This window comes from Myxococcus faecalis (assembly GCF_050039385.1).
Lineage (GTDB): Bacteria > Myxococcota > Myxococcia > Myxococcales > Myxococcaceae > Myxococcus > Myxococcus fulvus.
Genome location: NZ_CP144336.1, coordinates 7,604,203 through 7,630,099 on the forward strand (window position 1 = coordinate 7,604,203; position 25,897 = coordinate 7,630,099).

The 25,897-nt window shown below is 70.2% G+C and carries 13 protein-coding genes; 9 read left to right on the forward strand and 4 right to left on the reverse strand.

What is annotated here, in order from left to right; genetic code table 11:
• Nucleotide 1 precedes the first annotated feature (1 nt).
• From murB to ftsZ, 7 genes are all read left to right on the forward strand, one after another.
• Complete coding sequence (gene murB, locus VZQ01_RS30675) at nucleotides 2–937, forward strand: UDP-N-acetylmuramate dehydrogenase (RefSeq protein ID WP_426745382.1); 936 nt, start codon at nucleotides 2–4, stop codon at nucleotides 935–937.
• Nucleotides 934–1,890, forward strand: a complete 957-nt coding sequence (locus VZQ01_RS30680) for a D-alanine--D-alanine ligase (protein ID WP_426745383.1) — start codon at nucleotides 934–936, stop codon at nucleotides 1,888–1,890. The genes murB and VZQ01_RS30680 overlap by 4 nt, the downstream gene beginning before the upstream one ends.
• 941 nt (nucleotides 1,891–2,831) lie before the next feature.
• Complete coding sequence (locus VZQ01_RS30685; RefSeq protein ID WP_426745385.1) at nucleotides 2,832–6,680, forward strand: Ig-like domain-containing domain; 3,849 nt, start codon at nucleotides 2,832–2,834, stop codon at nucleotides 6,678–6,680.
• A gap of 377 nt (nucleotides 6,681–7,057) precedes the next feature.
• On the forward strand, nucleotides 7,058–7,912 hold the full coding sequence (locus tag VZQ01_RS30690; RefSeq protein ID WP_141326182.1) for a cell division protein FtsQ/DivIB: 855 nt from the start codon (nucleotides 7,058–7,060) through the stop codon (nucleotides 7,910–7,912).
• A gap of 44 nt (nucleotides 7,913–7,956) precedes the next feature.
• A complete protein-coding gene (ftsA, locus tag VZQ01_RS30695; RefSeq protein ID WP_046715495.1) occupies nucleotides 7,957–9,189 on the forward strand; it encodes a cell division protein FtsA in 1,233 nt (410 codons plus the stop codon).
• 411 nt (nucleotides 9,190–9,600) lie between these two features.
• Entirely contained in the window at nucleotides 9,601–17,646 is an 8,046-nt protein-coding gene (agmC, locus tag VZQ01_RS30700; protein WP_426745386.1) for an adventurous gliding motility protein AgmC, read from the forward strand.
• A 371-nt stretch (nucleotides 17,647–18,017) separates the two neighbouring features.
• Nucleotides 18,018–19,241: a cell division protein FtsZ gene (gene ftsZ / locus VZQ01_RS30705; protein ID WP_046715493.1), complete on the forward strand. Its 1,224-nt coding sequence runs from the start codon at nucleotides 18,018–18,020 to the stop codon at nucleotides 19,239–19,241.
• Between the two features lie 13 nt (nucleotides 19,242–19,254).
• Here the strand turns inward: ftsZ and VZQ01_RS30710 are convergent, their stop codons facing one another.
• A complete protein-coding gene (locus VZQ01_RS30710) occupies nucleotides 19,255–19,602 on the reverse strand; it encodes a hypothetical protein (RefSeq protein ID WP_046715492.1) in 348 nt (115 codons plus the stop codon).
• A gap of 251 nt (nucleotides 19,603–19,853) precedes the next feature.
• Here VZQ01_RS30710 and VZQ01_RS30715 point away from each other — a divergent pair, with 251 nt between their 5' ends.
• Nucleotides 19,854–20,630: an enoyl-CoA hydratase/isomerase family protein gene (locus VZQ01_RS30715; RefSeq protein ID WP_426745388.1), complete on the forward strand. Its 777-nt coding sequence runs from the start codon at nucleotides 19,854–19,856 to the stop codon at nucleotides 20,628–20,630.
• 34 nt (nucleotides 20,631–20,664) lie between these two features.
• On the opposite strand, the gene VZQ01_RS30720 is transcribed toward VZQ01_RS30715, so the two are convergent.
• Together VZQ01_RS30720 and VZQ01_RS30725 are read right to left on the reverse strand one after the other, a co-directional pair.
• Nucleotides 20,665–21,258, reverse strand: coding sequence for a response regulator (locus VZQ01_RS30720; protein ID WP_046715490.1), 594 nt, complete (start codon nucleotides 21,256–21,258; stop codon nucleotides 20,665–20,667).
• 100 nt (nucleotides 21,259–21,358) lie between these two features.
• Entirely contained in the window at nucleotides 21,359–23,140 is a 1,782-nt protein-coding gene (locus VZQ01_RS30725) for an FHA domain-containing protein (protein WP_267699914.1), read from the reverse strand.
• A gap of 66 nt (nucleotides 23,141–23,206) precedes the next feature.
• On the opposite strand from VZQ01_RS30725, the gene VZQ01_RS30730 reads away from it, so the two are divergent.
• Nucleotides 23,207–24,883, forward strand: a complete 1,677-nt coding sequence (locus VZQ01_RS30730) for a rhomboid family intramembrane serine protease (RefSeq protein WP_426745389.1) — start codon at nucleotides 23,207–23,209, stop codon at nucleotides 24,881–24,883.
• Here the strand turns inward: VZQ01_RS30730 and VZQ01_RS30735 are convergent.
• The gene (locus VZQ01_RS30735) at nucleotides 24,867–25,868 is read right to left on the reverse strand and encodes an RNA ligase family protein (protein WP_426745390.1); all 1,002 of its coding nucleotides are present in this window, start codon (nucleotides 25,866–25,868) and stop codon (nucleotides 24,867–24,869) included. The genes VZQ01_RS30730 and VZQ01_RS30735 overlap by 17 nt on opposite strands.
• Between the last annotated feature and the right edge of the window lie 29 nt (nucleotides 25,869–25,897).

Here is a 25,897-nt window from a genome sequence, read left to right on the forward strand (position 1 = left end):
TATGGTGGAAGCAGGCGTGAAGACGGCGCTGGCCCTGCGCGCGGAGCGAGTTCCGGACTGTGACGTGAAGGCGGGCGAGCCCCTGGCTCCGCTCATCAGCGTCCGGGTGGGCGGCGCGGCGGAGGCGCTGGTGCGGCCCCGCTCCGGCGATGCGCTGGTGGAGGTGCTGAAGCTGGCGCGTGACGAGGGCGCGCCCTTGAGCATCCTCGGTGGTGGCGCGAACACGCTGGTGGGGGATGGCGGTGTGCCGGGGGTCACGGTGAAGCTGCCCGGGGACCTGTTCCCGGAGCTCATCGACGTGGGGCCGGAGGGTGGGCTCATCACGTTGGGGGCGGGCGCGGCCATCGTGAAGCTGGTGAACGTGATGCGCTCGCAGGGGCTGGTGGGCGCGGAGTTCCTCGCGGGCATCCCCGGGACGCTGGGTGGCGCGGTGGCGATGAACGCGGGCACGAAGAACGGCGAGGCCTTCCGTGTCATCGAGGCCGTCGAGGTCGCGACGCCGGACGGGGTGGGGTGGCTGACGAAGGCGCAGGTGCCGCATGCGTACCGTCACTCGGAGCTGCCTGCTGGAGGGGTGGTGACGCGGGTTCGCTTCCGGTTGCCGCGCGGGGACGTGGCGGCGTCCAAGGTCGCGATGGACGCGGACCTGGGGTACCGCAAGCGCACGCAGCCGTTGAGCCAGCCGAACTTCGGCAGCGTCTTCACCAATCCGCCGGGTGACCATGCCGGGCGGCTCATCGAGCTGGTGGGCCTGAAGGGGCACACGCTCGGGCGGGCGCAGATCTCCACGCTGCACGCCAACTGGATTGTCAACCTGGGCGGGGCGACCGCTCGGGACGTGCTGGGGCTCATCACGCTGATGCAGACGCGCGTGAAGGAGGCCACTGGCGTCGACATGAAACCCGAAGTCAAACGCGTGGGAGTCTTCCTGCCATGACAGTCAATCGCGGCGCCTTCACGAAGGACGAGCTGAAGCACAAGCGCGTGGGCGTGTTGTTCGGCGGCCTGTCGTCCGAGCGCGAGGTGTCCCTGCGCACGGGGGCGGCCGTGTCGGGCGCGCTGCGCTCGCTGGGCTACGACGTGGTGGACATCGACGTGGGCAAGGACCTGCCCGCGCGGCTCGTCGCCGAGAAGGTGGACGTGGCGTGGCTGGCGGTGCACGGCCGCTACGGCGAGGACGGCAGCCTCCAGGGGCTGCTCGAGTCCATGTTCATCCCGTACACGGGCAGCGGTGTGCTCGCGTCAGCGATGGCGATGGACAAGGTGTACGCGAAGCAGATCTTCCTGGCGCATGGCATTCCCACGCCCGCGTATCGCGCGTTCCAGGACGAGGCGTCCGCATTGGCCGCGGGGGACTCGCTGCCGTTCCCCTTCCCGGTGGTGGTGAAGCCCAGCCGCGAGGGCAGCAGCGTGGGCGTGCACATCTGCAAGACGCGGGATGCGTACGATGCCGCGGTGAAGGACGCCGCGAAGTACGCGGGCACGCTCATGGTCGAGCAGTTCGTGAAGGGGCGTGAGGTTCAGGGCGGCGTGCTGGACGACGAGGCGCTGGGCGTCATCGAGGTGCGTGCCGCGCGCGAGTTCTACGACTACGACGCGAAGTACAAGGCGGGGACGGGTACCCAGTATCTCTTCCCCGCGCCGCTCCCCGAGGCACAGTACGCGCGGGTGAACGAGGTGTGCCTGGGCGCGCACCGGGCGCTGGGCTGCGCGGGTGGCTCGCGCTCGGACGTCATCGTCACCGAGAGTGGCGATGTGTTCTTGCTGGAGACCAACACGCTGCCGGGCATGACGGCCACCAGCCTGTTGCCCAAGATTGCGGCGGGACGTGGCATCGACTTCCCGGCGCTGTGCGAGCGGCTGCTCGTGGGTGCATGTCTCAAGGCTTGAGCGGGCGGCTCGCCCCCTGAGTGGGGGCGGCTCGGGATGCCGGTGCTGCTAGCGCCTCGCTGATGCGGGGCGCTGACGCAAGGCGGCTCCTTCAGCTGCACTGCGCGTTGGCGCTCCTTCATGCACGCGGCGACGCGATGGCGGCGCTGCTTGATTCCGCTGATGCGGGGCGCTGACGCAAGGTGGCTCCCTTCAGCTGGGTTGCGCCTGGTCCCTGTGACGAGCGTGAGTTGGCATGACGGTGGAACTGCGCGCACTCGATGCTGAGGGGGGATGCAAGGTGGCCGCGCTCCCGCTGGGCTGTGCGTGGCCTCTGTGGTGAGCGCGAAGCGGCATGACGTTGGTGCTGCGTGCTCTCACTGCTGCGGGGCCTTGATGCGAGGTGGCGCATTTCGACTGGGCTGCGCCTGGCCCCTTTGACGAGCGTGAGTTGGCATGACGGTGGCGCTGCTGCGGGGGGAAGTTGAGGTGAAATGGCCGCCCTTCAACAGGGCTGCGCGTGGTCCCTCCACTGAGCGCTCGGCGACAAGGTGGTGTCACTGCCGCCGATGCGGGCACTGAGTCGAGGTGGTCCCGCCAGTTGGCCTGCGCGTGGGCATTCCTCCGTGTGCGTGGCGACGCCGGACGTCTTGGTGGAACGCGCTGTCCTGTGCGTGGCCCTCATGCCGCGCGCGTGAAGACTTCGGACGATTCGGCCGGCACGTTCGCTTCGGCGCGACCTGTCCACCTCGACCACCCCTGTCGTCCGCCACTGTGTGCCGTGGTGAGAGTGGAGGCGTCGTCGCGTCCTCTTTCCCAGGACTCTCAGTCTCCGCGTAGGCGAGACGTGATGGCAGATGCAACGGAATGTGCGACTTTTTCGGCGCCATCCGTTCTTGAGCAGGGGCTGGATTGGGTCCGCAAAAGTGGCCCGTCGGTTCTTCACCGCGCCCCCACCTCTCATGAACGCGAACGCTCCGTGGAAGCGCAGTGTCCTGCTCATCCTGTCCCTCTGGCTGGGAGTCTCCGCCTGCAAGGATTCCGAGTCCGACGACCCTCCGGTGGACGTCGTCGACTCGGGCTCGGATGCGGGGAGTCCTGACGGAGGTTCACCCGATGCCCATGTCCCGGACGGAGGAGAGGAGCCGACGGACGGAGGCGGGCCCACGTCGGATGGCGTGGGCTTCATCGACTACACACTCCCCATGCAGGACGCGGAGCAGGTGCCTCGCAACACGCGCATCCATGTGGCCTTCGTCGATGCGCTCGACGACACCACCGTGGGACCCGCGAGCCTTGCTGTGACGGAGAACGGTGTGGCGGTGGCGGGCGCCGTCACCCATGACGCCGCCACGCGCTCCCTGGCCTTCGTCCCCGCGCGAACCTTCGCGGCCGACACGCTGGTGACGGTCACGGTCGCGACCGCGCTGCGCACCACGACAGGCAACAGCTTGCCCGGGCCCTATGTCTTCCGCTTCAGCGTGGGCGCGGAGACGGACACGAGGGCACCGACGGTGTCCTCCACCCGACCCACGCATCAGCAGCGGTACGTGGCGGTGGGCTACCCCGTGTACTCGCTCACCTTCGAGGAGCAGATGGACCCGCGGACCCTCAACGCGGAGACGCTCCGCTTCGAGCAGAAGCTGGACGACTCACCAGCCGCGCCGCTCACGGGGGCCATCTCGTACGAGCCCAGCTCCCGAACGGCCTACTTCCGGCTGAACCCGCTGCCCGCGCCGGGCGCCGTCGTCACCGGCACGCTCTCCACCCAGGCGAAGGACCTGGCGGGCAACGCGCTCACGAGCAGCTTCAGCTATTCGTTCACCCTGAGCATCGTCGCGGACAACGGAGCGCCGAGCCTCGCATCGACCTTCCCCGCATACGGGGCGACGGGTGTCCCCGTACGCATCGCCGCCATCGAGGGCATCTTCGCGGAGCCCCTGCGCCCCACCACGGTGAGCGTGGAGCGCTTCTATCTGGAGGAGATGGACGAGATTGGCGCGAAGCCCGTCCGCAAGGTGCCCGGCACCGTGCGCTACGATGACCGACGGATGGCGGCCATCTTCACGCCGACCTCGCCCCTCGCGTACCAGACGCGCTACCGGGTGACCATCGACGACGTGGAGGACCTCGCGGGTAACGGCTACCCGTGGATGGGCTCCAACCCATTCTGGTTCGTCACGGAGCTCCAGCCCGCACCTCCCCAGGTGACGGGCGCGCTGCCCGTCGGGGACGCGCGCTTCGTCTCGCGCGACGGCGCGCTGCGCGTGAGCTTCGACCGTCCGCTGGACCCGGCCTCCGTCAACACCACGACCTTCTCGGTCGCGGGGCATTCGGGCCTGGTGAACTACGAGGCCTCCACCCGCACCGCCGTATTCCGTCCGGTGCCGCCGTTCGCGCCGGCCACCGTCTACACGGCCACGGTGAAGGACGTCCGCACGCCCCAGGGACAGACGCTCGCCGCGCCCTTCACGTACACCCTCCGAACGGTGGACACGCGCACGCAGGTCAGCGGCGCCACGCACGGGCAGCCCGGCGGCCTGGTGTTCGCCACCGGCCCCCTGGGCACGCTGGCCGTCTGGAACGAGGACACCGGCGAGGGCGTCCAGGTGCGCGCGGCGCTCGACTCCGGCGGCGGCTACGGTGCATCACGGCTGCTCGGAGTGAGCACCTCGGCGGCGGTGGTTCCTCAGGTCGCCGTCTGGGACAACCGCTTCGCCATCTCCTGGCCGGATGCGACGGGCATCAACCAGCGCGTGGTCGCCTTCGATGGGACGACGCTCACGACCGCCGGGCCCAACACCACCGGGCGCCTGTTCAGCGCGGCCGGGCGCCTGTTCATGGTCGAGTCGAATCGCATCCGTGCCCTCTCCGGCAACCAGTGGGCGGAGGTCTTCGCCACCGGCACGCTGGGGGCGAACCCCACGTTCCTCCACAACGGCGGCGCCGTGCTGATTGCCTCCACGCCGGGCGCCAACCCCCGCGTCGCCGTCACCTACGACGGCGTCCAGTGGGTGCAGAGCTCCCTCTCGTCCCGCGCGGACGCCGACTACCTCCGCGTGGGAGACACCTTCGTCCGCGCGTGGGTGAGCGACCGGGGCACGGAGTTCTCGCGCTTCGACCGGGCCACGCGGCAGTGGAGCGCCCCGGAGCTCATCTCCACCTCGGACTCGGACGCGGTGAAGCTCGCCACGGACGGACAGGGCATCACCGCCGTCTACGTCCACGCGAACGGCTTCCCGTACGCGGCGGACCGCGTGGGGAGCACGTGGCAGCCGGAGGTCCGGCTCGCGGAGAACTCGGTCAGCACGTTGTGGGGCGTCGCGCGGAGCCACGGCAACTTCGTGGCGCTGTGGACCGCCAGCGTCAGCACGAGCCAGCTGCGCGCCACGTACCAGACGGGCGGCTCCTGGTCCTCGCCGGTGACGGCCACCGTGGTGACGGGGATGAGCCGCGTCCGCGACCTGCGTGTGCAGGGCGACGACCTGCTCGTCCTCACCGAGACGGGCAGCGCCACCGCCAACCATCAGGTGTGGGGCACAGCGCTCACGCTCCAGGGCTGGCGACCCGCGGTCCTGCTGCGCGACTCCACGGCGGGCCGTGCCTCGTTCATTCCCATCGACTCAGGACAGGGCGTGGTCTTCGCGGCGCCCGGACAGCTCACCGTGCGCGCGTACCAAGGGGCGGGCGAGTGGGCCGAGCCCCGGCCGCTCGCGGCGCCCGCCGCCACGGGCACGGTGGGGGTGAGCTCCATCGACTTCCTGCCAGACGGGCGGGGCGTGGCGGCCTGGGAGCAGTTCGACGCCGGGGAGTGGAGCGTCTTCCTCGCCGAATACGACGGGACGTCCTGGGGGCAGCCCGTGCACGTGGCCCGTCCCGCGCGCAAGCCGCGTGTCGCGCGCCACGAGGGCCGCAGTGTCGTCGCCTTTCAGCAGCCGGTGACGGACGGGAAGCTGGACGTGCGGGTGGTCAGCTACGAGGACGACCAGTTGGGCACCGCCGTCCTGCTCGACAGCGTGACGGCCACCCAGCTTCACCTGGACGTGGACCAGAGCGGTGGTGGCTTCCTCGTCGCGTGGGGCATCGCGAACGTGCGCACTTCCTACAGCGCGGATGGCCTGTCGTGGTCGGCGGCGACGACCACCCTTCCCGCGGACACCATCAACAACTGGCAGATCGACCGGCTGGATGTCGACGCGGTGGGCAGCCAGCTCGTGGTGTCCGCGCGCCGGTACATCAACTTCCTCGCGAGGGTGAGCATGGGCGGCATCTTCCAGAACACCTACGGGAGCTCGGCCCACATCGATGACGAGCAGTACGTCGTCCACGGCAACACGCTGATGATGGTGGAGGGACTCTCCGACGAGATTGGCTGGCGGGCCTTCAACGGCGAGACCTGGAACCACACCTTCACCCGCATCCCGGGGCAGGGGGGCTATGCGCTGGTGGGCCCGTCCCCCCAGGGCCTGCGCCTGCACACGGGCAAGGCGTGGTTCCGCTGGGATGGCGCGAACTGGGTGCACGTCGCGGCGAGCAGCCGCCCCGCCAACGCCAACGCGGGCCGCATGGTCTGTGACGACAAGGGCTGTGGCGCGGTGGCGGCGTCGCCCCGGGACTTCGCGGGCGTGCTCGCCCTGTCCTACGCGGTGGGCACCGGCCCGCTCCACGCGGGGGCCACTCCGGGCGAGACCTCTACCGGCGTTCAGTACGACAGCGCGACGCTGGACTTCGAGGCGGGCACCTACCGCCTCACATGGCACCAGCTCGTCGAGGACCGCGTCACCGTGCTCCAGGCCAGCACCCGGCTGTGAGGTCCGCCACCGGGTGGGCCTCCCCCGCCCGCCCGGTGCAGGGACATCGTCCCGAAGTCCAGGAGGCCGGGGCGCCCTCCCGCATGAGCCCGTCCGGTCGGGCCGCGGGAGGGCGGCGAGCGTTTCGAGGCGGGGATGAAAGCTCCGGTACTCGCCGTGAGTTCACCCGCTGACGCTTCCGCGCGCGGGCTTGATAAAAGTCCCCTTGAAATCCAGCCGCTTGAAGATCAAGGTCCGCCGCCCTTCGCCAGGGGCCCGCTTGGGGCGGGAGCCTTGTTTCCTCAGGGGTGTTTCACGCGCTACAGCAACGTGGCTGTTGCCAAAAACTGGCGTGGAGATCCATCCGCGCGCAGCATGCGTGACACCGTTCCCTCACCATGGCCTTCGGACGAAGCAAAAACCGCCGCCGTCAAGACTCCGCCCAGCGAAATGAGGCGGTGAAGAGCGCGGTGCGTTCGAAGGGCCCGGGCGTCGTGAAGGTGCTGGCCCTGACGCTGACGACGGGCCTGTTGGTGTGGGGCGGGGTGGAGACGCGCAAGTGGGCGTTGTCGTCGCCCCGCTTCGAGCTGGCGGCGGTGTCCTTCACCGGCCTGGAGCGCGCCTCGCGCGTGGAGCTCTTGCGGCTGGCGGCGCTGACGAAGGGTCAGAACCTCTGGACGTTGGACACGGGGGCGCTGGAGCGCGCGATGCGCCAGCACCCGTGGGTGAAGAAGGTGGAGGTGACGCGGCGCTTCCCGAACCGGGTCTCGGTGCAGGTGTCCGAGCATGTCCCGGAGGCGCTGGCGGTGTTGGGCGAGCTGTACGTGCTGGACGAGGAGGGCGAGCCCTTCAAGCGGGTGACGCCCGGCGACGGGCTGGACCTGCCGCTGGTGACGGGGGTGGACAGGGACGGGTACGTGGCGGACCCGCAGGTGGCGCGCCAGCGGTTCCAGGCGGCGCTGGAGGTGGCGCGGGCCTACACGAGCGCGTCCCCGGGCAAGCCCGAGCGGCTGTCCGAGGTGCGGATGGAAGGGCGGGAGGTGACACTGGTGGCCGCGTCTGGCCAGGAAGTGCGCCTAGGCGAAGGAGATTCCGAGGTCAAGCTGCAGCGGTTGGCCCGTGTTCGTCGCGAACTGAGCGCGAGGGGGCTTGCAGCGGAGATCATTCACCTGGATAACCGGGCCCGGCCCGGCTGGGTGGCGGTGAAGATTTCGAGCCCCGCGTCCGAGAGGAGCGGGAGCCCGAAGCCGTAAGAGGACGCCCCTTTCACGAGAGTGGGGGGCCTGGGAGGGTTGTCATGGCGAAGCAGAAGTCGGGGGAGATCATTGTCGGCCTCGACATCGGCACGACGAAGATTTGCGCCATCGTCGGTGAGCTGACCGACAGCGGTATCGACATCATCGGTATCGGGACGCATCCGTCGAAGGGGTTGCGCAAGGGCGTGGTGGTCAACATCGAGGCGACCGTCTCCTCCATCCGCCGCGCCATCGAAGAGGCGGAGCTGATGGCGGGCGCGGAGATTTCCCACGTCTACACGGGCATCGCCGGTGGCCACATCAAGGGTTTCAATTCCCAGGGCATCGTGGCGGTGAAGGACAAGGAGGTCCGCGAGGCGGACATCGCGCGCGTCATCGACGCGGCGAAGGCGGTGGCCATCCCCCTGGACCGGGAAGTCATCCACGTGCTGCCCCAGGAGTTCATCATCGATGACCAGGGCGGCATCAAGGAGCCCCTGGGCATGGCGGGCGTGCGCCTGGAGGCCAAGGTCCACATCGTCACGGGCGCCGTGTCCAGCGCGCAGAACATCGTCAAGTGCGCCAACCGCACGGGCCTGAATGTCTCCGACATCGTCCTGCAGCCCCTGGCGAGCGCCGAGGCGGTGCTGGGCGAGGACGAGAAGGAGCTGGGCGTGTGCCTCGTCGACATCGGCGGCGGCACCACCGACATCGCCATCTTCTCCGGCGGCTCCATCGTCCACACGGCGGTGATTGCGCTGGGCGGCAACAACCTCACCAGCGACATCGCCATCGGCCTGCGCACGCCCGCGCACGAGGCCGAGCGCATCAAGCAGAAGTACGGCTGCGCGCTGGCGTCGCTCATCAACAAGGACGACACCATCGAGGTCCCCAGCGTCGGGGGCCGTCAGCCGCGCGTGCTCGGCCGCCAGATCCTCTGCGAGATTCTGGAGCCGCGCGTGGAGGAGATCTTCCAGCTCGTGCACCGCGAGATCCAGAAGTGCGGCTACGAGGACCTGCTCGCTTCGGGCGTGGTGATTACGGGGGGCTCCACGCTGCTGGCGGGCATGCCGGAGCTGGCCGAGGAGGTGCTTGGGCTGCCCGTGCGTCGCGGCATGCCGCGCGGCATCGGCGGGTTGGTGGACGTGGTGAAGAGCCCCATGTACGCCACGGGCGTGGGCCTGGTCGTCTACGGTGCCAAGCACCTGGACCGGCGCATGTTCCGCATCCGCGAGGAGAACGTGTACAAGAAGGTGAAGGGCCGCATGCGCGAGTGGCTCGAGGAAATCTTCTAGCGCCTGGGACGCAGCGCGCGTCCTGTCGTAACGCGAGGGGCTCTTCCGGAAGGAGGGCCCCTCGTCGCTTTCTGGCGGCATGCGTCAGCGGTGCCCCCTTCGTTGACGTGTCAGGGCGGCTGCCCCGCAGGGTCCTGACAGGTCAGCCCGAGGGAGACGTGAGGGGTGGGTCATCCGGTTTCCAGAATCCGGATCCGTGATTCGGATCCGCGGGCCTGGAGGGAGGGGGGCGTCCGAGTGAACCCCCCTGAAACAGGGCGTGGACCGGAAGTGGACGGAGTGTGGCTCCTGGATTGCTATGGGCGTTCACTGCCGCACGGGCCAGTCCCTACACCCCGCGGCCCCGGTCCTATGACTCCCACATCCAAAACTCCCACTTCGCAGGTCGCGGCACGTCGTGGACGCGCTGGCTTGCCCGTCGTCGGTCTGCTGGCGCTCCTGTGTGCCGCGCTGGCGGCGCCCGCGGCTCACGCGGAGCCCGACCGCTTCCACCTCGGTAACGGAACGACGGCGCTGACGGTCAACGTCCCCAACACCGTCATCAACACCTATACCCGGGTGTCGTCGGGGACGGTCCAAGTTGGACAGACCTTCGTCAACGTCGCGTCCACCACCGGGTTCGCGGTGGGCAACCTGGTGATGGTCTACCAGCCGGCCGGGCTCACGGCGCCGGCTTCAGGCAACCAGACGCCCATCGACATGAGCACGGCGGCGAACGCCCCGGTTGGGCGTTGGGAGTTCGCGCGTGTCACTGCGCTGACCGCGACGCGCCTCTCCTTCGCGACTGGGTTCACGGTGTCCTTCGCGTCCAGCAGCACTCTTCCCATCCAGGTCATCCGCGTCCCCGAGTACACCACGGTGACGGTGAATGCCGCAGGCTCGATCGTCGCAGCGCCTTGGGACGGCGCCACGGGCGGCGTGCTCATCTTCCTGGCCACTGGCGCGGTGACGAACAACGGCGCCATCCACGCGGATGGTCGAGGCTTCCGCGGCGGCATCTTCTGGAACGGCTCGGGTGACGGCTGCACTGGCATCAACCAGGCGTATCCGGGTGGCGCGCAGAAGGGTGAGGGCGTGGTGCTGTCGGCCTACGACAACACCGACCCGTTCGTTGCGGGCTCCTCGGGCTACGGCAACGTCGCGAACGGCGCCGGTGGCGGCATCTGCCACAACTCAGGAGGAGGTGGTGGCGGCGGCGCGGGCGCGGGTGGCAAGGGCGGCCGGACGTGGAGCGGTGACGAGCCTCCCTCCCGTGACGTCGGTGGTCGCGGTGGTACCCAGATGATCTACTCGCCCGTGAGCACCCTGCTGTTCGGCGGTGGTGGCGGCGCGGGTCACAGCAACGACGACTTCGGTGGTGGTGGCAGCGCGGCGGGCGGCATCGTGTACATCCGCGCGGCCTCGCTGTCGGGCACGGGCCGTGTCTCGGCCAACGGTGTGGCGGGCGAGAACGCCCGGGACGACGCCAACGACGCCGCGGGTGGCGGTGGCTCCGGCGGCACGGTCTCCGTGCGCACCACCGGAAACCTGATCTGCAACAACAACCTCGTCACGGCCAACGGCGGCAACGGCGGCAGCACCACCTTCGCCGAGCACGGCACGGGTGGTGGTGGCGGTGGTGGTCGCATCCTGTTCCAGGGCGCCAACGTGGCTTGTACGGCGACCGTCACGGGTGGACTTCCGGGGACGCAGCCCACGGCCGGCGCTCCGGACGGGCTGACCTACGGCGCCATCGCGGGCGGCGTGGGTGTCATCACCACGCTCCCTGGCGCTTTCGTGACGCCGGCGGCTCCGGTGGTGGTGACGCCGGCCAACGGCTCCATCACGGGCGTGCGTCCTCCCATCTCCGGCACGGCGACGCCCAACTCGTCCGTCGTCATCTCCGTCGATGGTGTGGTGCTGGCCACCGTCCCGGCGGATGCCTCGGGCAACTTCACGTACACGCCGACCGCGGACCTGGCGGTAGGCAACCACACGGTGAACGCGGTGTCCGTGCTGAACGGCGCGACGAGCGCGGTGAGCAACACGAACACCTTCACCGTGCAGAACGCCCTGCCTCCCCCGGTCATCTCCACGCCGGCCAACGGCGCGGTGCTCCTCGCGTCTCCGACGCAGATCACCGGCACGGCGTCCGGCGGCGCCACGCTGGTCGACCTGACCATCAACGGCACCACGTACACGAACATCCCGGTCTCCGGCGGCAACTGGACCTTCACGGTGCCGGGTACGCTGGCGGACGGTCTCTACAACCTGTCGGCCGTGGCTCGCGACGCGACGCGCACCAGCACGGCGACGACCTCGAGCTTCACGGTGGACACGCAGACGGTGGTCGCCGTCACGACGCCGGCCGAGGGTGCGGTGCTGACGAACCCGGTGGTGACCTACTCCGGCACGGGTGAGCCGGGCGCCACCGTGACGGTGGTGGTGGACGGCACCACGGTGGGCACGGTGACGGTGAGCGCCGGTGGCACGTGGTCGGTGCCGGTGGCGGCGCCGCTGGCCGACGGTCCGCACACGGTGACGGCCACGGCCGAGGACGCGCAGGGCCACACCGCCACGGACACGAACACCTTCACGGTGGACGCGGGCACGTCCGTTGCTGTGACGACGCCCGCCGAGGGCGCGGTGCTGACGAACCCGGTGGTGACGTACTCGGGTACGGGTGAGCCGGGCGCCACGGTGACGGTGGTGGTGGACGGCACGACGGTGGGCACGGTGACGGTGGGCGCGGGCGGCACCTGGTCGGTGCCGGTGGCCACGCCTCTGGCGGACGGGCCGCACACGGTGACGGCCACGGCGCAGGACGTCAGCGGCAACACGGCCACGGACACGAACGCGTTCGTGGTGGACTCCGGCACGTCGGTCGCTGTCACCACGCCCGCCGAGGGCGCGGTGCTGACGAACCCGGTGGTGACGTACTCGGGTACGGGTGAGCCGGGCGCGACGGTGACGGTGGTGGTGGACGGCACCACGGTGGGCACGGTGACGGTGGGCGCGGGCGGCACGTGGTCGGTGCCGGTGGCCACGCCGCTGGCGGACGGGCTGCACACGGTGACGGCCACGGCGACGGACACGAGCGGCAACACGGCGACGGACTCGAACACCTTCACGGTGGATGCGACGACGTCGGTGGCGGTGACGACGCCGGCCGAGGGCGCGGTGCTGACCAACCCCGTGGTGACGTACTCGGGTACGGGTGAGCCGGGCGCGACGGTGACGGTGGTGGTGGACGGCACCACGGTGGGCACGGTGACGGTGGGCGCGGGCGGCACGTGGTCCGTGCCGGTGGCCACGCCGCTGGATGACGGGCCGCACACGGTGACGGCCACGGCGACGGACACGAGCGGCAACACGGCGACGGATACGAACACCTTCACGGTGGACACGGGCACGTCCGTCGCGGTGACGACGCCGGCCGAGGGCGCGGTGCTGACCAACCCGGTGGTGACGTACTCGGGTACGGGCGAGCCTGGCGCCACGGTGACCGTCACGGTCGACGGCACTGTTGTCGGCACGGTGACGGTGGGCGCGGGCGGCACGTGGTCGGTGCCGGTGGCCACGCCGCTGACGGATGGTGCTCACTCCGTGACGGCCACGGCCGAGGACACGAACGGCAACACCGCGACGGACACGAACACCTTCACGGTGGATGCGACGACGTCGGTGGCGGTGACGACGCCGGCCGAGGGGGCGGTGCTGACCAACCCCGTGGTGACGTACTCGGGTACGGCCGAGCCGGGCGCCACGGTGACCGTCACGGTCGATGGCACTGTCATCGACACGGTGACGGCGGGCCCAGATGGCAGCTGGTCGCTGCCGGTGGCCGCGCCGCTGGATGACGGCTCGCACACGGTGAGCGTCACGGCGACGGACACGAGCGGCAACACGGCGACGGACTCGAACACCTTCACGGTGGACACGGGTACCAACGTGGCGGTGACGACGCCCGCCGAGGGCGCGGTGCTCACCACGGGCACGGTGACGTACTCCGGCACGGCCGAGCCGGGCGCCACGGTGACGGTGAGCGTGGACGGCAACACGGTGGGCACGGTGACGGCGGGTCCGGACGGCAGCTGGAGCATCCCGGGCAACTCCTCGCTCAACGACGGCCCGCACACGGTGACGGCCACGGCCGAGGACGCGCAGGGCCACACCGCGACGGACTCGAACACCTTCACGGTGGACACGAGCACCCGCGTGGCCATCACCACGCCCGCCGAGGGCGCGGTGGTGAACACCGCCGAGGTGACGTACACGGGCACGGCCGAGCCGGGCGCCGAGGTGACGGTGACGGTGGATGGCACCGTCGTCGGCACGGTGACGGCGGGGCCGGACGGCAGCTGGAGCGTCCCGGGCAACTCGTCGCTGGCGGATGGTTCGCACACGGTGTCGGTCACCGCGGAGGATGAGCACGGCCACACCGCGACGGACACGCACACCTTCACGGTGAACACCGCCACCACGGTGGCCATCACCACGCCCGCGGAGGGCGCGGTGCTCGACAACGGCGTCGTCACGTACTCCGGTACGGGCGAGCCGGGCGCCACGGTGACGGTGGTGGTGGACGGCAATACGGTGGGCACGGTGACGGTGAGCGCGGGCGGCACTTGGTCGGTGCCGGTCGCCGCGACGCTGGCGGATGGCTCGCACACGGTGACGGCCACGGCCGAGGACGAGGACGGCAACACCGCCACGGACACGCACACCTTCACGGTGGACACGAGCACCCTGGTCGAAATCACCACGCCCGCGGAGGGCGCGGTGCTCGACAACGGCGTCGTCACGTACTCCGGTACGGGCGAGGTCGGCGCCACGGTGACCGTCACGGTCGACGGCACCGTCGTCGGCACGGCGACGGTGGGCGCGGGCGGCACCTGGTCGCTGCCGGTGGCCACGCCGCTGGCGGACGGCTCGCACACGGTGACGGCCACGGCGGAGGACGCGCAGGGCAACACCGCGACGGACACCAACACCTTCACGGTGGACGCGGAGACGTCGGTGGCCATCACCACGCCCGCCGAGGGCGCGGTGCTCACCACGGGCACGGTGACCTACTCGGGCACGGGTGAGCCGGGCGCCACGGTGACGGTCGTGGTGAACGGCACCACGGTGGGCACGGTGACGGTCGGTGTGGACGGCACCTGGTCGGTGCCCGTGTCGACGCCGCTGGCCGACGGGCCCCACTCGGTGACGGCCACGGCGGAGGACGCCAACGGCAACACCGCCACGGACACCCACAGCTTCACGGTGGACACGGTGCCTGACACGCGCATCACCGCGAGCCCGCCCGCGAGCTCCGGCAGCGCCACCGCGGACTTCAGCTTCGAGACCGTGTTGGCCGACCCGAACGCGACGTTCGAGTGCTCCATCGACGGCGGCGCCTTCACCCCCTGCACCAGCCCCACCCAGTACACGAACCTGGCGGACGGGGAGCACACCTTCCAGGTGCGCGCGGTGGACGCGGACGGCGACGTGGACCCCACGCCGGCGACCTTCACGTGGACCATCGGCCTGGACTCGGACGGCGACGGACTGACGGACGCGGACGAAATCGCGCGCGGCACGGACCCGAACAACCCGGACACGGACGGCGACGGCATCTCCGACGGCATCGAGGTGAACGTCGGCGGGACGGACCCGCTGGACGACGACTCGGATGACGACGGCATCCTCGACGGCAACGAGGACAAGAACCACGACGGCATCGTCGACCCGGGCGAGACCGACCCGAACAAGGCGGACACGGACGGCGACGGGCTGCAGGACGGCACGGAGCTGGGCATCACCGAGCCCCAGGGCACGGACACGGACTCGAGCGTGTTCATCCCGGACGCGGACCCGACGACGACGACGGACCCGCTCAACCGGGACACCGACGGCGGCAGCGTGTTCGACGGCAACGAGGACACCAACCACAACGGCCGCGTCGACCCGGGCGAGACGGACCCGAACGTGGCCGCGGACGACCTGGACTCCGACCTGGACGGCGTGCCCGACGCGCGCGAAATCGAGCTGGGCATGGATCCGCATGACGCGGACTCCGACGACGACGGCGTGCCCGACGGCGAGGACGGCCTCACCGACACGGATGGGGACGGCATCATCGACGCGCTCGACCCGGACAGCGACAACGACGGGCTGAACGACGGCACCGAGCGCGGCGTGACGCGCGAGACGGCGGGCCCGGGCACCAACATCGACTCGCCGAACTTCGTGCCGGACGCGGACCCCTCCACCACCACCGACCCGAAGAACCCGGACACGGATGGTGACGGCCTGCGCGATGGCGAGGAGGACAAGAACCACGACGGCCGTCGTGACGCCACGGAGACCGACCCGAACGACGCCGACTCGGATGACGACGAGCTGAGCGACGGCGTGGAGGTGAAGGGCTCCAACGCCACCGACCCGCTCAACCCGGACACGGACGGCGACGGCCTGCGCGATGGCCAGGAGGACGCCAACCACAACGGCGGTCTCGACAACGGTGAGACGAACCCGAACGACGCCGACACCGACCGTGGTGGGGCGAGCGACGGTGACGAGGTCGAGGGCGGCTCCAACCCGCTCGATGGCAACGACGACTTCGTCGTGGTGGGCCGTGGTTGCAGCACGGGCGGGGCGGGCACCTTCGCGCCGCTGGCGCTGCTGCTGCTCGCGCTGCCCCTGTTCGGTCGCCTCCGCCGCTCGTCGCGGGCGGTGGCGGCGGGCGTCGCCGGAGGCCTGGTCCTCGCGGGGACGCTCGCGGCCCAGCCTGCCCACGCGCAGGTGACGCCGCCCCGGGGCGCGTCGCAGTCCATCGACGTGCAGCGCTACAAGCCGGGCCCGGGCGCCGAGGACATCCTCGGTCTGCACAGCGCCCGCGTGCAGCGCCACCTGGGCCTCAACCTGGGCCTGTCGCTGAACTACGCCAGCAAGCCGCTCAACTTCCTGGACCCGCGCTCGGACCGGTTCATCACCGCGGTGGTGAGCCGTCAGGTGGGCATCGACCTGATGGGCGCGGTGGGTCTGTTCGACCGCTTCGAAATCGGCGTGGTGCTGCCGGTGACCATCCAGGGCTCGGACCCGGCGCCGCAGGTGGACGCCTCGCTGGCGGATGGCGTGAGCTCCGGCGGCATCGGTGACCTGCGGCTGGTTCCGAAGGCGCGCATCATCGACGGGGAGGACTTCGGGCTCGCGCTGGCGGTGCCGGTGGTGCTCCCCACGGCGGGCGGCAACGACTTCCTCGGGGGCTCGGGGGTGGCGGTGCAGCCGAAGCTGGTGGCCGAGTACGGGCAGCGGGTCCGCTTCGCCGCCAACGTCGGCGTGGACCTGCGCGAGAAGCAGGTGCTGCGCAACCTGACGGCGGGCAACGCCTTCACCTACGGCCTGGGCACGGAGATTCCCTTCACGCTGGGCCGCGTCCCGCTCGCCGCCGAGGCGACGGTGATTGGCGCCATCGGTCTGGACGAGCAGGACACGGAGGAGAGCCCGCTGGAGCTGCTCGCCGCGCTGAAGTACCGCTCGGCGAAGGGCTTCTCGGCGCACCTCGGCGGTGGCCCGGGCCTGACCCGAGGCTACGGCACGCCCGGCTACCGGTTGCTGGCGGGCTTCAGCTTCAGCCCGCCGCCGTCGCCCACGCCGACGGCGCCGCCTCCGCCGGTGGACACGGACGGCGACGGCCTCTACGACCCGGACGACCGCTGCCCCACGCAGCCCGAGGACAAGGACGGCTTCGAGGACGCGGACGGCTGCCCGGACCCGGACAACGACCAGGACGGCATCCTCGACGGCGACGACCAGTGCATGAACGAGCCGGAGACGAAGAACGGCTTCCAGGACGAGGACGGCTGCCCCGACGTGGCGCCGCCGGTGGACACGGATGGCGACGGCATCTTCGACCCGGATGACCGCTGCCCGAACCAGCCCGAGGACAAGGACGGCTTCCAGGACGAGGACGGCTGCCCGGACCCGGACAACGACAGGGACGGCATCCCGGACGTGGCGGACAAGTGCCCGCTGGAGCCGGAGACCATCAACGGCGTCCAGGACGAGGACGGCTGCCCCGACAAGGGCAAGGTGAAGGTCCAGGTGGATGGCGAGCGCATCCTCATCCTGGAGAAGGTCTACTTCGCCACGGGCAAGGACATCATCCTGCCGCGCAGCTTCCCGCTGCTGAAGCAGGTGGCCGCGGTGCTTCGCGCCAATCCGCAGGTGGAACTGCTGCGGGTGGAGGGCCACACGGATGACCAGGGCAACGACGCGGCCAACCTGGACCTGTCGCGCCGCCGCGCCGCCAACGTCCGCGCGTTCCTGGTGAAGGAGGGCATCGACGCCGGCCGCCTGGAGTCGCAGGGCTTCGGCGAGGCGAAGCCGGTGGACACCAACAAGACGGCGAAGGGCCGCGAGAACAACCGCCGCGTGGAGTTCACCATCCTGCGCGTCGGCAAGGTCGAGGTGGAGCGCGAGAGCCCCTGAGCTGACCTGAGCTGGCGCTGAACCCCGAGGGTGGTCCCGGAATCCTGTCCGGGGCCACCCTCGGTTTTTGTCGTGAGGCGCGTCCTCCACCATGAGTCCTGGGCGCCTGACGGTGCGTGAAGACCCGTCACGCCGGGGTGGGGGACCCGCCAGGGCGCGCCGCCTTTCGCGAGTCAAGGGGCGAAGTGGACCCTCCACGCCACGCTGCTTGCTGCCGACGCCGCTGCGTAAGTGCGCGTCAGGACTCGGTGCCGCCTCATCCCGCTACATGTGCGTAGCGGAATACTTGCCAAAGATCGGGACTTGCTGATGATTGTGGAGGTTGGAGGCCCGCGCGCTGCATCGCGCGACGCCTGCCGAAAGGACCGCGTATGGACCAGTTCGATCAGAACAAGCAGGCCGCCAAGATTCGGGTCGTCGGGGCAGGTGGGGCAGGCTGCAACGCGGTCAACACGATGATCATGTCCAAGCTGGACCGCGTGGACTTCATCGCCGCCAACACCGATATCCAGGCGCTCGCCGCCAGCAAGGCGCCCACGCGGCTGCAGCTGGGGCAGACGCTGACCAAGGGTCTGGGCGCCGGCGCCAACCCGGAGATGGGCCGCGAGGCCGCGCTGGAGTCGAGGGACCAGATTGCCGCGGTGCTCGAGGGCGCCGACATGGTCTTCGTGACGGCGGGCATGGGCGGTGGCACCGGCACGGGCGCCGCGCCCATCATCGCGGACATCGCCAAGAGCCTGGGTTGCCTCACGGTGGGCGTCGTCACCAAGCCCTTCCTCTTCGAGGGCAACAAGCGCCGCAAGCAGGCCGAGCAGGGCATCGTGGAGCTCAAGGCCGCGGTGGACACGCTCATCACGATTCCGAACCAGCGGCTGCTGTCGCTCTCCAACGAGCCGATGCCGCTCCTGGAGACCTTCAAGCGCGCGGACGAGGTGCTGCTGAACGCCGTGCAGGGCATCAGCGACCTCATCCAGTACCACGGCTACATCAACGTCGACTTCGCCGACGTGAAGACCATCATGAGCGACAAGGGTCTGGCGCTCATGGGCACGGGCAACTCGTCCGGTGACAAGCGCGCGCTGACGGCCATGCAGCAGGCCATCTCCAGCCCGCTGCTCGAGGACGTCTCCATCGACGGCGCCACGGGCCTGCTCATCAACATCACGGGCGGCCGGGACATGACGCTCCAGGAGGTCAACGAGGCGTTGACCCTGGTGCACGACGCGGCCGACAGCGAGGCGGAGATCATCTTCGGCTCGCTCATCGACGAGAACATCCAGGACGAGGTGAAGATCACCATCATCGCGACGGGCTTCGTGCACCGCGATGCGCCCAAGGTCCGCAACGTGGCGCCGGTGGTGCAGGTGCCGCTGTCCCGTTCGCCGCAGCAGTCGGTGCTGATTGGCGCGCGCGAGGAGGTGGCCAGCCTGGTCCCCGCGAAGGGCAGCGCGCCGCGTCCGCTCGCTCCGGTGGAGTCCAGCAAGAGCATCAGCAACCGCACGTCCGTGGTGAAGGAGTCGGCGCTGCCTCTGGACGAGGACCAGTTCGACATCCCCACGTTCCTGCGCCGGCAGGGTCAGACGGAGCTGCCGTAGTCCCCGCGAAGGACTAGCGGGCGGGGAGCTGGGCCACGCTGGCCTCGTCCCGCCCGGCCAGCTTGTCCGCGCGAGCGAAGAGCGTGTCCAGCTCTTCGTACAGCGCGTCGATGCGCTCCTGCTTGCGGGGCGCCGGAATCACACCGCTCCCCGACAGCTCCTCCAGTCGCGCGCCGGCCCGCTGCAGCAGCTGCAGGGCCTTGAGCAGCGACAGGCCGCGGCGCGTGCCGTCCTGGGTGAAGAGGGTGCCGCTCTGGGTGAGTGCTTCGAGCGTGCCTCGGACTCCGCGGACGCGGTCCGCGTGACGGCCACGGTAGAGGTCCATCCGCCGCGCGCGACGCGCGCCATGGAGGTCGACCACACCAACACCAGTGCCTGAGGAAGAGGAGGGCTTCACGGTGTGACAAGGTACGCCATGCCCTCCTACAGCCGCAAATTTACTGGATTGTAGGGACCTGTTGCACGGTGTCTCGCCCGTCGAGCGGGCAGGGGAGCAGGGCCCGCGCGACGAGGTGTGGATGCGCGCGGACGGCCGTATTTGCTGAGGCATCCCGGGGCGGAAGCGTGGGAGGTTCGCGCGCGAAATCCGTGTGTGGAGGCGAGTCGAAGCCCATGACGATGGAGAAGTCACCCGGGGTGGAGGTGGAGGACCGGGAGGACGGCGTGCGGGTGCTGACGGTCTCCAACCTGGCCCGCCGCAATGCGCTCAACGACGCGATGCTGGCGCGGCTGGACGCGGCGCTGGAGCCCGCGCCGCACGTGCGCGCCTTGCTGGTGCGAGGCGCGGGCGGGACGTTCTGCGCGGGCTATGACCTGACGCACCTGGGGCCTCCCGGGGAGGACGGGCGGCTCCCGGACGACATCCTGGTGGACTGCCTGCTCAAGCTGGAGCGGCACCCGGCGCCCAGCGTGGCGCTGGTGCGCGGCGCGGCGGTGGGGGCAGGGTTCGACCTGGCGGCCTCGTGTGACTTCCGCGTGGGCGCGCCGGAGACGGTCTTCCTCATGCCTCCGGCGAAGCTGGGCATCGTCTACTCGCCGGAGGGCCTGGCGCGGGCCACGCGGCTGGTGGGGTTGTCGCGAGCCAAGCAGCTGTTCCTCACGGCGCGGAAGCTGGACGCGCGCGAGGCGCTGGACTGGGGGCTGCTGGACGTGTGCGAGGAGGACGCGGAGGCGCGTGCGGACGCGCTGTGCGCGACGCTGGCGGGCCATGCTCCCGGGGCGGTGTCGGGGATGAAGGAGTCCTTCGGGCTCTTGGGTCGCTCGCCGCTCGGGGACTCGGAGCGGGCGCGGCTCCGGGAGCTGCGCGCGAGGGCGTTCGCCAGCGAGGACGCGAAGGAGGGGCGGGCGGCGTTCCTGGAGAAGAGACCGCCCCGCTTCACCGGCCGCTAGAGACTGGAGCGGCCGGCGAGGCGGTGGGGGTGCTTCAGGTGTCGCCGAACAGCTCGCCCATGCGCAGCTGGAGCGCGGAGGCGATCTTGTAGAGCGACGAGATGGACGCCGAGGACTCGGCGCGCTCGATTTGCGACAGCAGGGACACGGACAGGCCCGTGCGCCGCGCGAGCTGCTTGAGGGTGAGCTCCTGCGTCTTGCGGGCGTCGCGGATGGTGCGACCGATGGCGCGGTGGAGATCCGCCTCCGGGTCCTGCGACAGGCCCTTCTTCTGGAGGGCGTTGCGGACGGCGGAGATGAACTGCTCGGGCTCCATGGGCTTCTTGACGTAGTCAGAGGCCTGGGCCTTGAGCGACGCGACGGCCGTGTCCACCGTGGGGTACGCGGTGGCGACGATGACGGCGACGTCGGTGTCGTACTTGCGGATCTGCTCCAGCACCTCGGTCCCCGACATCTGCGGCATCATCATGTCGAGGATGACGAGGTGGAAGTCGGAGCCACGGAGGATCTCCACCGTCTGCGTGGGGTCCGTCGTGGTGACGACCTCGTAGCCTTCGCGGGTCAGCACCAGCTTGAGGTAGTCGCAGTTGTCCTGCTCGTCATCAACCACCAGGATGCGAATCTGCACAGCGTCTCCTCGCTGCAGGTGAACGTCGTCGAGCTGGGGCTCGGGGAGGGGGCGAGCACGCGCAGCCAATGGGGGATGGTCCGCCTCCCTTGAGCTTCTGCTATCGGTTGCTGTCGTACGCCTTCAGGAGATCCGTAACGCCCTTGCGAGAGGGGTGATTCGCCGGGGCGAGCTCCAGGAACTTTCGGTAGTGCTTGGCCCCCTCGTCGATTTCGTTGAGCCGTGCGCGGGTGATTCCCAGCACGAGGTGGCAGTCGGCGTTCGAGTCGTTCACCCTCGCGCACTTCTCCGCGAAGGTGAGCGCCTCGCGGTAGTTCTGCTGCTTGAGGAGCTCGCGCGTCTTGCTCACCAACTCGATGGTGGGGTCTTCGACGTTCGCCTTGTCGGGCTCCTTGGCGTTCGCGGGCGGGGTGTTCGCGGGGGGCTTCTGGGCCTGGGCTGCCGCCTGCGCCGCCGCGGCCTCATCCTGCTGCTTCTTCTCGAGCGCCCCGACCTGCTTCCTCAGCTCCGCGTAGCGGTCCTTGAAGAACTCGGTGCTGGCGGCGGCATCCAGCGACTTCTTGGCGTCCTCGAGCTTGCCCGCGCCCAGTGAGTTCTGCGCGTTCTCGAGTTGAGCCTGCGCATTCTTCTCGGAGTCGACCTTGCCCTGCAGCTGCTTGGCCTCCTTCCGGGACTTGTCGCCCTCGGGAAGCTCCGCCAGGGTGCTCTCGGCCAGCTCCAGGTCCTTGCTGTCGAACGCGGCCCGGGCCTTGTCCATCAGCTCCTTGTAGGTCGGCTTCGCCGGCGCGGCAGGCGTCTCCGGCTGCGCCACCGTCTCCGGCGGCTTGACGTCCTCGGGCGGCTGCTTCACCGGAACCACCGGGGGCGGATCCACGGGCTTCGTGTTCGGCACCACGGCCACGGGGTCGACAGGCTGGGGAGTCCCCCCGCCAAGCTGACCCTGCTTGTACATCCAGAAGATGACGCCGCCACCCAGCAGCAGCGCGACGAGCCCGGCGACCAGCGGCAGCTTCGACATGCCGCCTTCGCTCGCGCCCTGCTCCTCGGCCTCGTCCGCGGCATCACCGGCGGCCAGGAAGCGCAGCTTCACGTGGCCCAGCTCCACCACGTCGCCGCTGTTCAGCGTCGCCTGGGCGTAGCTCTCGCCGTTGACCGTCATCCCGTTGGCGGACTGCATGTCGATGACACGCCACTCGCCGGTGTTCTCGCGCACCAGCTTGGCGTGCGTGCGCGACAGCGAGCGATGATCCAACGTGATGTCGTTGTCGTCCGTCCGGCCGATGCGCAGCTCCGTCCGGATGCACGCGAACTCCTGACCGCGCAGCTCGTCCGGGGTCAACACCACCAGACGCGGCGCGTCCTTGGTGTCGATGTCCTCCAGCTTTCGCGGGCGGTCCGCCTCCACATGATCCAACCGGATGATGGAGGTGGAGTTTCGACGCTTGTCCGCGCCGTCCAGGGACGGAGGAGTGTGGTCGTTCTCCTCCCCGTCGCCGGGCGACTCGTCCTCGGAGCCCTCAGGCTCGTCGGGCTCTGATTCCTGCCGGCGCGCGGGCACCTTGGTCGTGATGGGGCCTACGGCGTTCGCGGCGCCCTCGGCCTGGAGTGCCAGGTCGTAGTCGCCGATCTGGATCAGGTCGCCCTCATTCAGGGGCGACTGACCCGCGATACGCTCGCCGTTGATCCGGGTGCCGTTATAGCTACCCAGGTCCTCCACCACGACATGGCCGTTCAACCGCACCAGTCGTGCGTGACGACGAGACACGTTACGTTCCGTCAGGCGGATGGTGTTTCCCTCCTGACGGCCGATGGTGATCTCGTCGCGCACGAAGGGAACAACGGTCTTGCGCCCCTCGTCGTCTTCGATGATGAGCTTCAGCACGGGTCCGATCCGCGTACAGTCATAGCAGAACGCCCTTTCAAACCACAAGTCATGCATCCCCCTCAAATGACAGGACTTTCTCCCCAGCAGGTGGGGCAGCCGGGCCTGTTGTCCATCGGTCAAGCGGCCGGGCAGGGGGGCGCTCGGGCGTTTCCCTGGGTCACGCTGACCCTGGTGGGGGTCCTTCTGGGGGTCCATGGCGCCCTGGTGATGCGGGGCCCCGTCGACGTGGACGCGCTGGTGCGCTGGGGCGCCAAGGCGGGGCCGCTCGTCCTGGAGGCGGGGCAGGTGTGGCGCCTGGCGACGGCCAACCTGCTGCACCGGGATGCGCTGCACCTGGCCCTCAACGTCGTCGTGCTGGTGGCCGCGGGCGTGGCGCTGGAGAAGGTCTGCCGACGTCGCGACTATGTCGCGCTGCTCGTGGCCGCGGGGCTCACCACCATGGCGAGCTCGCTTGCCTGGTCTGGCGCGGTGAGCGTGGGCGCGTCGGGGCTCGTCTATGGATGCATGGGCGCGCTGCTCGTGCTCGGACGCCGTCACCGATCACACGCCGCCTTCCGCGTGCGTTGGCTCTCCGGGGAGAGCGCGATTCCCACGGTGCTCGTGTTTCTCTGGATGGGCTGGACATCCGTGGGCGTGGACAACGCCGGGCACCTGGGCGGCCTGGTGACGGGGCTGCTCGCCGGAGCGTTCCTGGAGCCGCGCGAGCTGGAGGGCATGACGCGGCCGGGAGTGGCGCGGCCGGTGGTCGGCGTCCTGGCGGCCATCGCGGTGGCGACGGCGGTGGTGGCGGAGCGCTCGGGCTGGCGGATGGAGCGGGATGACGGCTTCGGCGTCGCTGTGATGATGCCCCAAGGATGGAGTGGCGAGGTGGACGGGCAGGGGCGGCGCACGTTCTCCAACGGGCTGCCGGGACTGGGGCGCGCCACGTTCTCCGCGGAGGCCATCGAGGCGGGGGAGCCTGGCGACGGACTCGCGCAGGCGCGGCATTTCAAGGAGGAGACGCTGCCGCTCGGTGTGCCCGGACCCGAGGGACGGACGCTCTCTATCCAGGGCCCCCAGCGCACGCAGATAGGCGGCAGGCTCGCGCTGAGGCTGCGCGCGGAGCTGGACGGGCCGGCGGGAGGAAGGCGGCTCATCGCCTTCTTCGTGCCGCGCGGCGAGTGGGTCTACCGGCTGGTCTTCATCTGGCCCGCGCAGTGGCCCGCGTACCAGGACATCGTGAGCCGGATGGTGGCGGAGCTGCGCTTCGATGAGCCCTCGGTGCTGCGCGAGGCGCGGGGACGGGCGCTCCTGTCTCCAGGCGCCGCGGGACCGCAGCGGGAGCTGGGCGCGGTGCTGCGGCGGCTGGGCGCGTCGAGGCAGGCCATCGTCCCGCTCACGGAGGCGGTGCGCCTGTCGCCCTCACACGTCGGCGCGAGGGTGGAGCTGGCGCGGGCGCTGCTCGATGCCGGGCGCGTGGACGAGGGCTGTCACGCGGCCGACGAGGCGGAGGTCTACGGCCCTTCCGACACGGGCGCGCTCGAGGCGGGCGTGCGCTGCGAGCTGTCGCGGGGCGCGCTCCCCCGGGCGCTGGAGCGACTGGAGCGGGCGCGGCGCGTGGACCCGCAGGATGCGCGCCTGCGTGCCGCGGAGGCCGCGTTGCGCGCGGTGCTGGAGACCTCCGCGCCTCACCCCTCCCAGGAGTCGCCGCGTCCGGGCGGAATCCTGGAAGGGGGGAGCCGACTCACTCCTCGTCCTTGAGGAGGAAGTCGTTGTTGATGACCTTGAACGACAGCCTGCCGCCGCCCAGCGTGGGCGACAGCCGCTCGACGAGCGGCCGGACGACGATGCCTTCCTTGCGGTTCTTCGTCCCGGGGTAGAGGCCCTGGGCCAGTCGCAGGTAGTGCTCCAGACCGTGCTCGAACGTGCGCGCCGCGTCGCCCGTGACGACGTGCTCCACCGGCACCGAGCGCAGCCCGTGCCGCTCGCAGAACGCGAGGTGCTCCGCGTGGCCCAGGAAGTGGCCCGTGCGCGTGTCGTGGACGCTGAAGACGAACAGGTCCACCGCGTCGAGCCCCAGGCGGTTCTTCTGGATGCCCGGTCCGCACAGCTCTCCCTGGATGGCGAAGCCGGGTGGCAGGACGGTGGCCAGCGCGTACTTCTCCGCCACGCGCCACGCCGGGTGCTTGCCGGGCTTCAACGCCCAGTTGCGCGAGCACGCCACCAGCTCACCCTCCAGCGTCCGCAAGAACGTGGACGAGGTGCCGTCCAGCTTCGTCGTCACGTAGAAGTCGAGGCCCCGAAGCTCGTCGAGCACGCCCAGCGCCGACTGCAGTCGAATCTCGTCCGTCTTCGGCACCTGGCCCGGGAAGGGGCCGGCCACGTCGTTCCCGTCGGAGGGCGTGGGCTCGAACTTCACGACGCCCAGCGCATCCTTCACGTCCGTGCCGATGGGCGGCACCTCGCCCCCCAGGATGGAGGTCGGCAGCGCGAGCCCCTGGGACAACACGCCCCTGAGCCTCGCCGTCTTCACGCGGAAGCTCCGGGCCCGGAGGAACTCCGCCCAGGCCTTGCCCTCCGGAAGCTGGCTGTCGATTTCGAAGAAGACGCACGCATCCCCGGGCGCGAACTCGCCCCTCCTCACCACCACGTCCCAGCCCATCACCCGCGCCTTCAGGATGTTGTCGGCTCCGGGGATGTCCTCCAGGTGGTCGATGCGCTGAATCGAGACGAGCTTTCTCTCCATGACGGACCTCCCATCGCGCCGCCACGAGG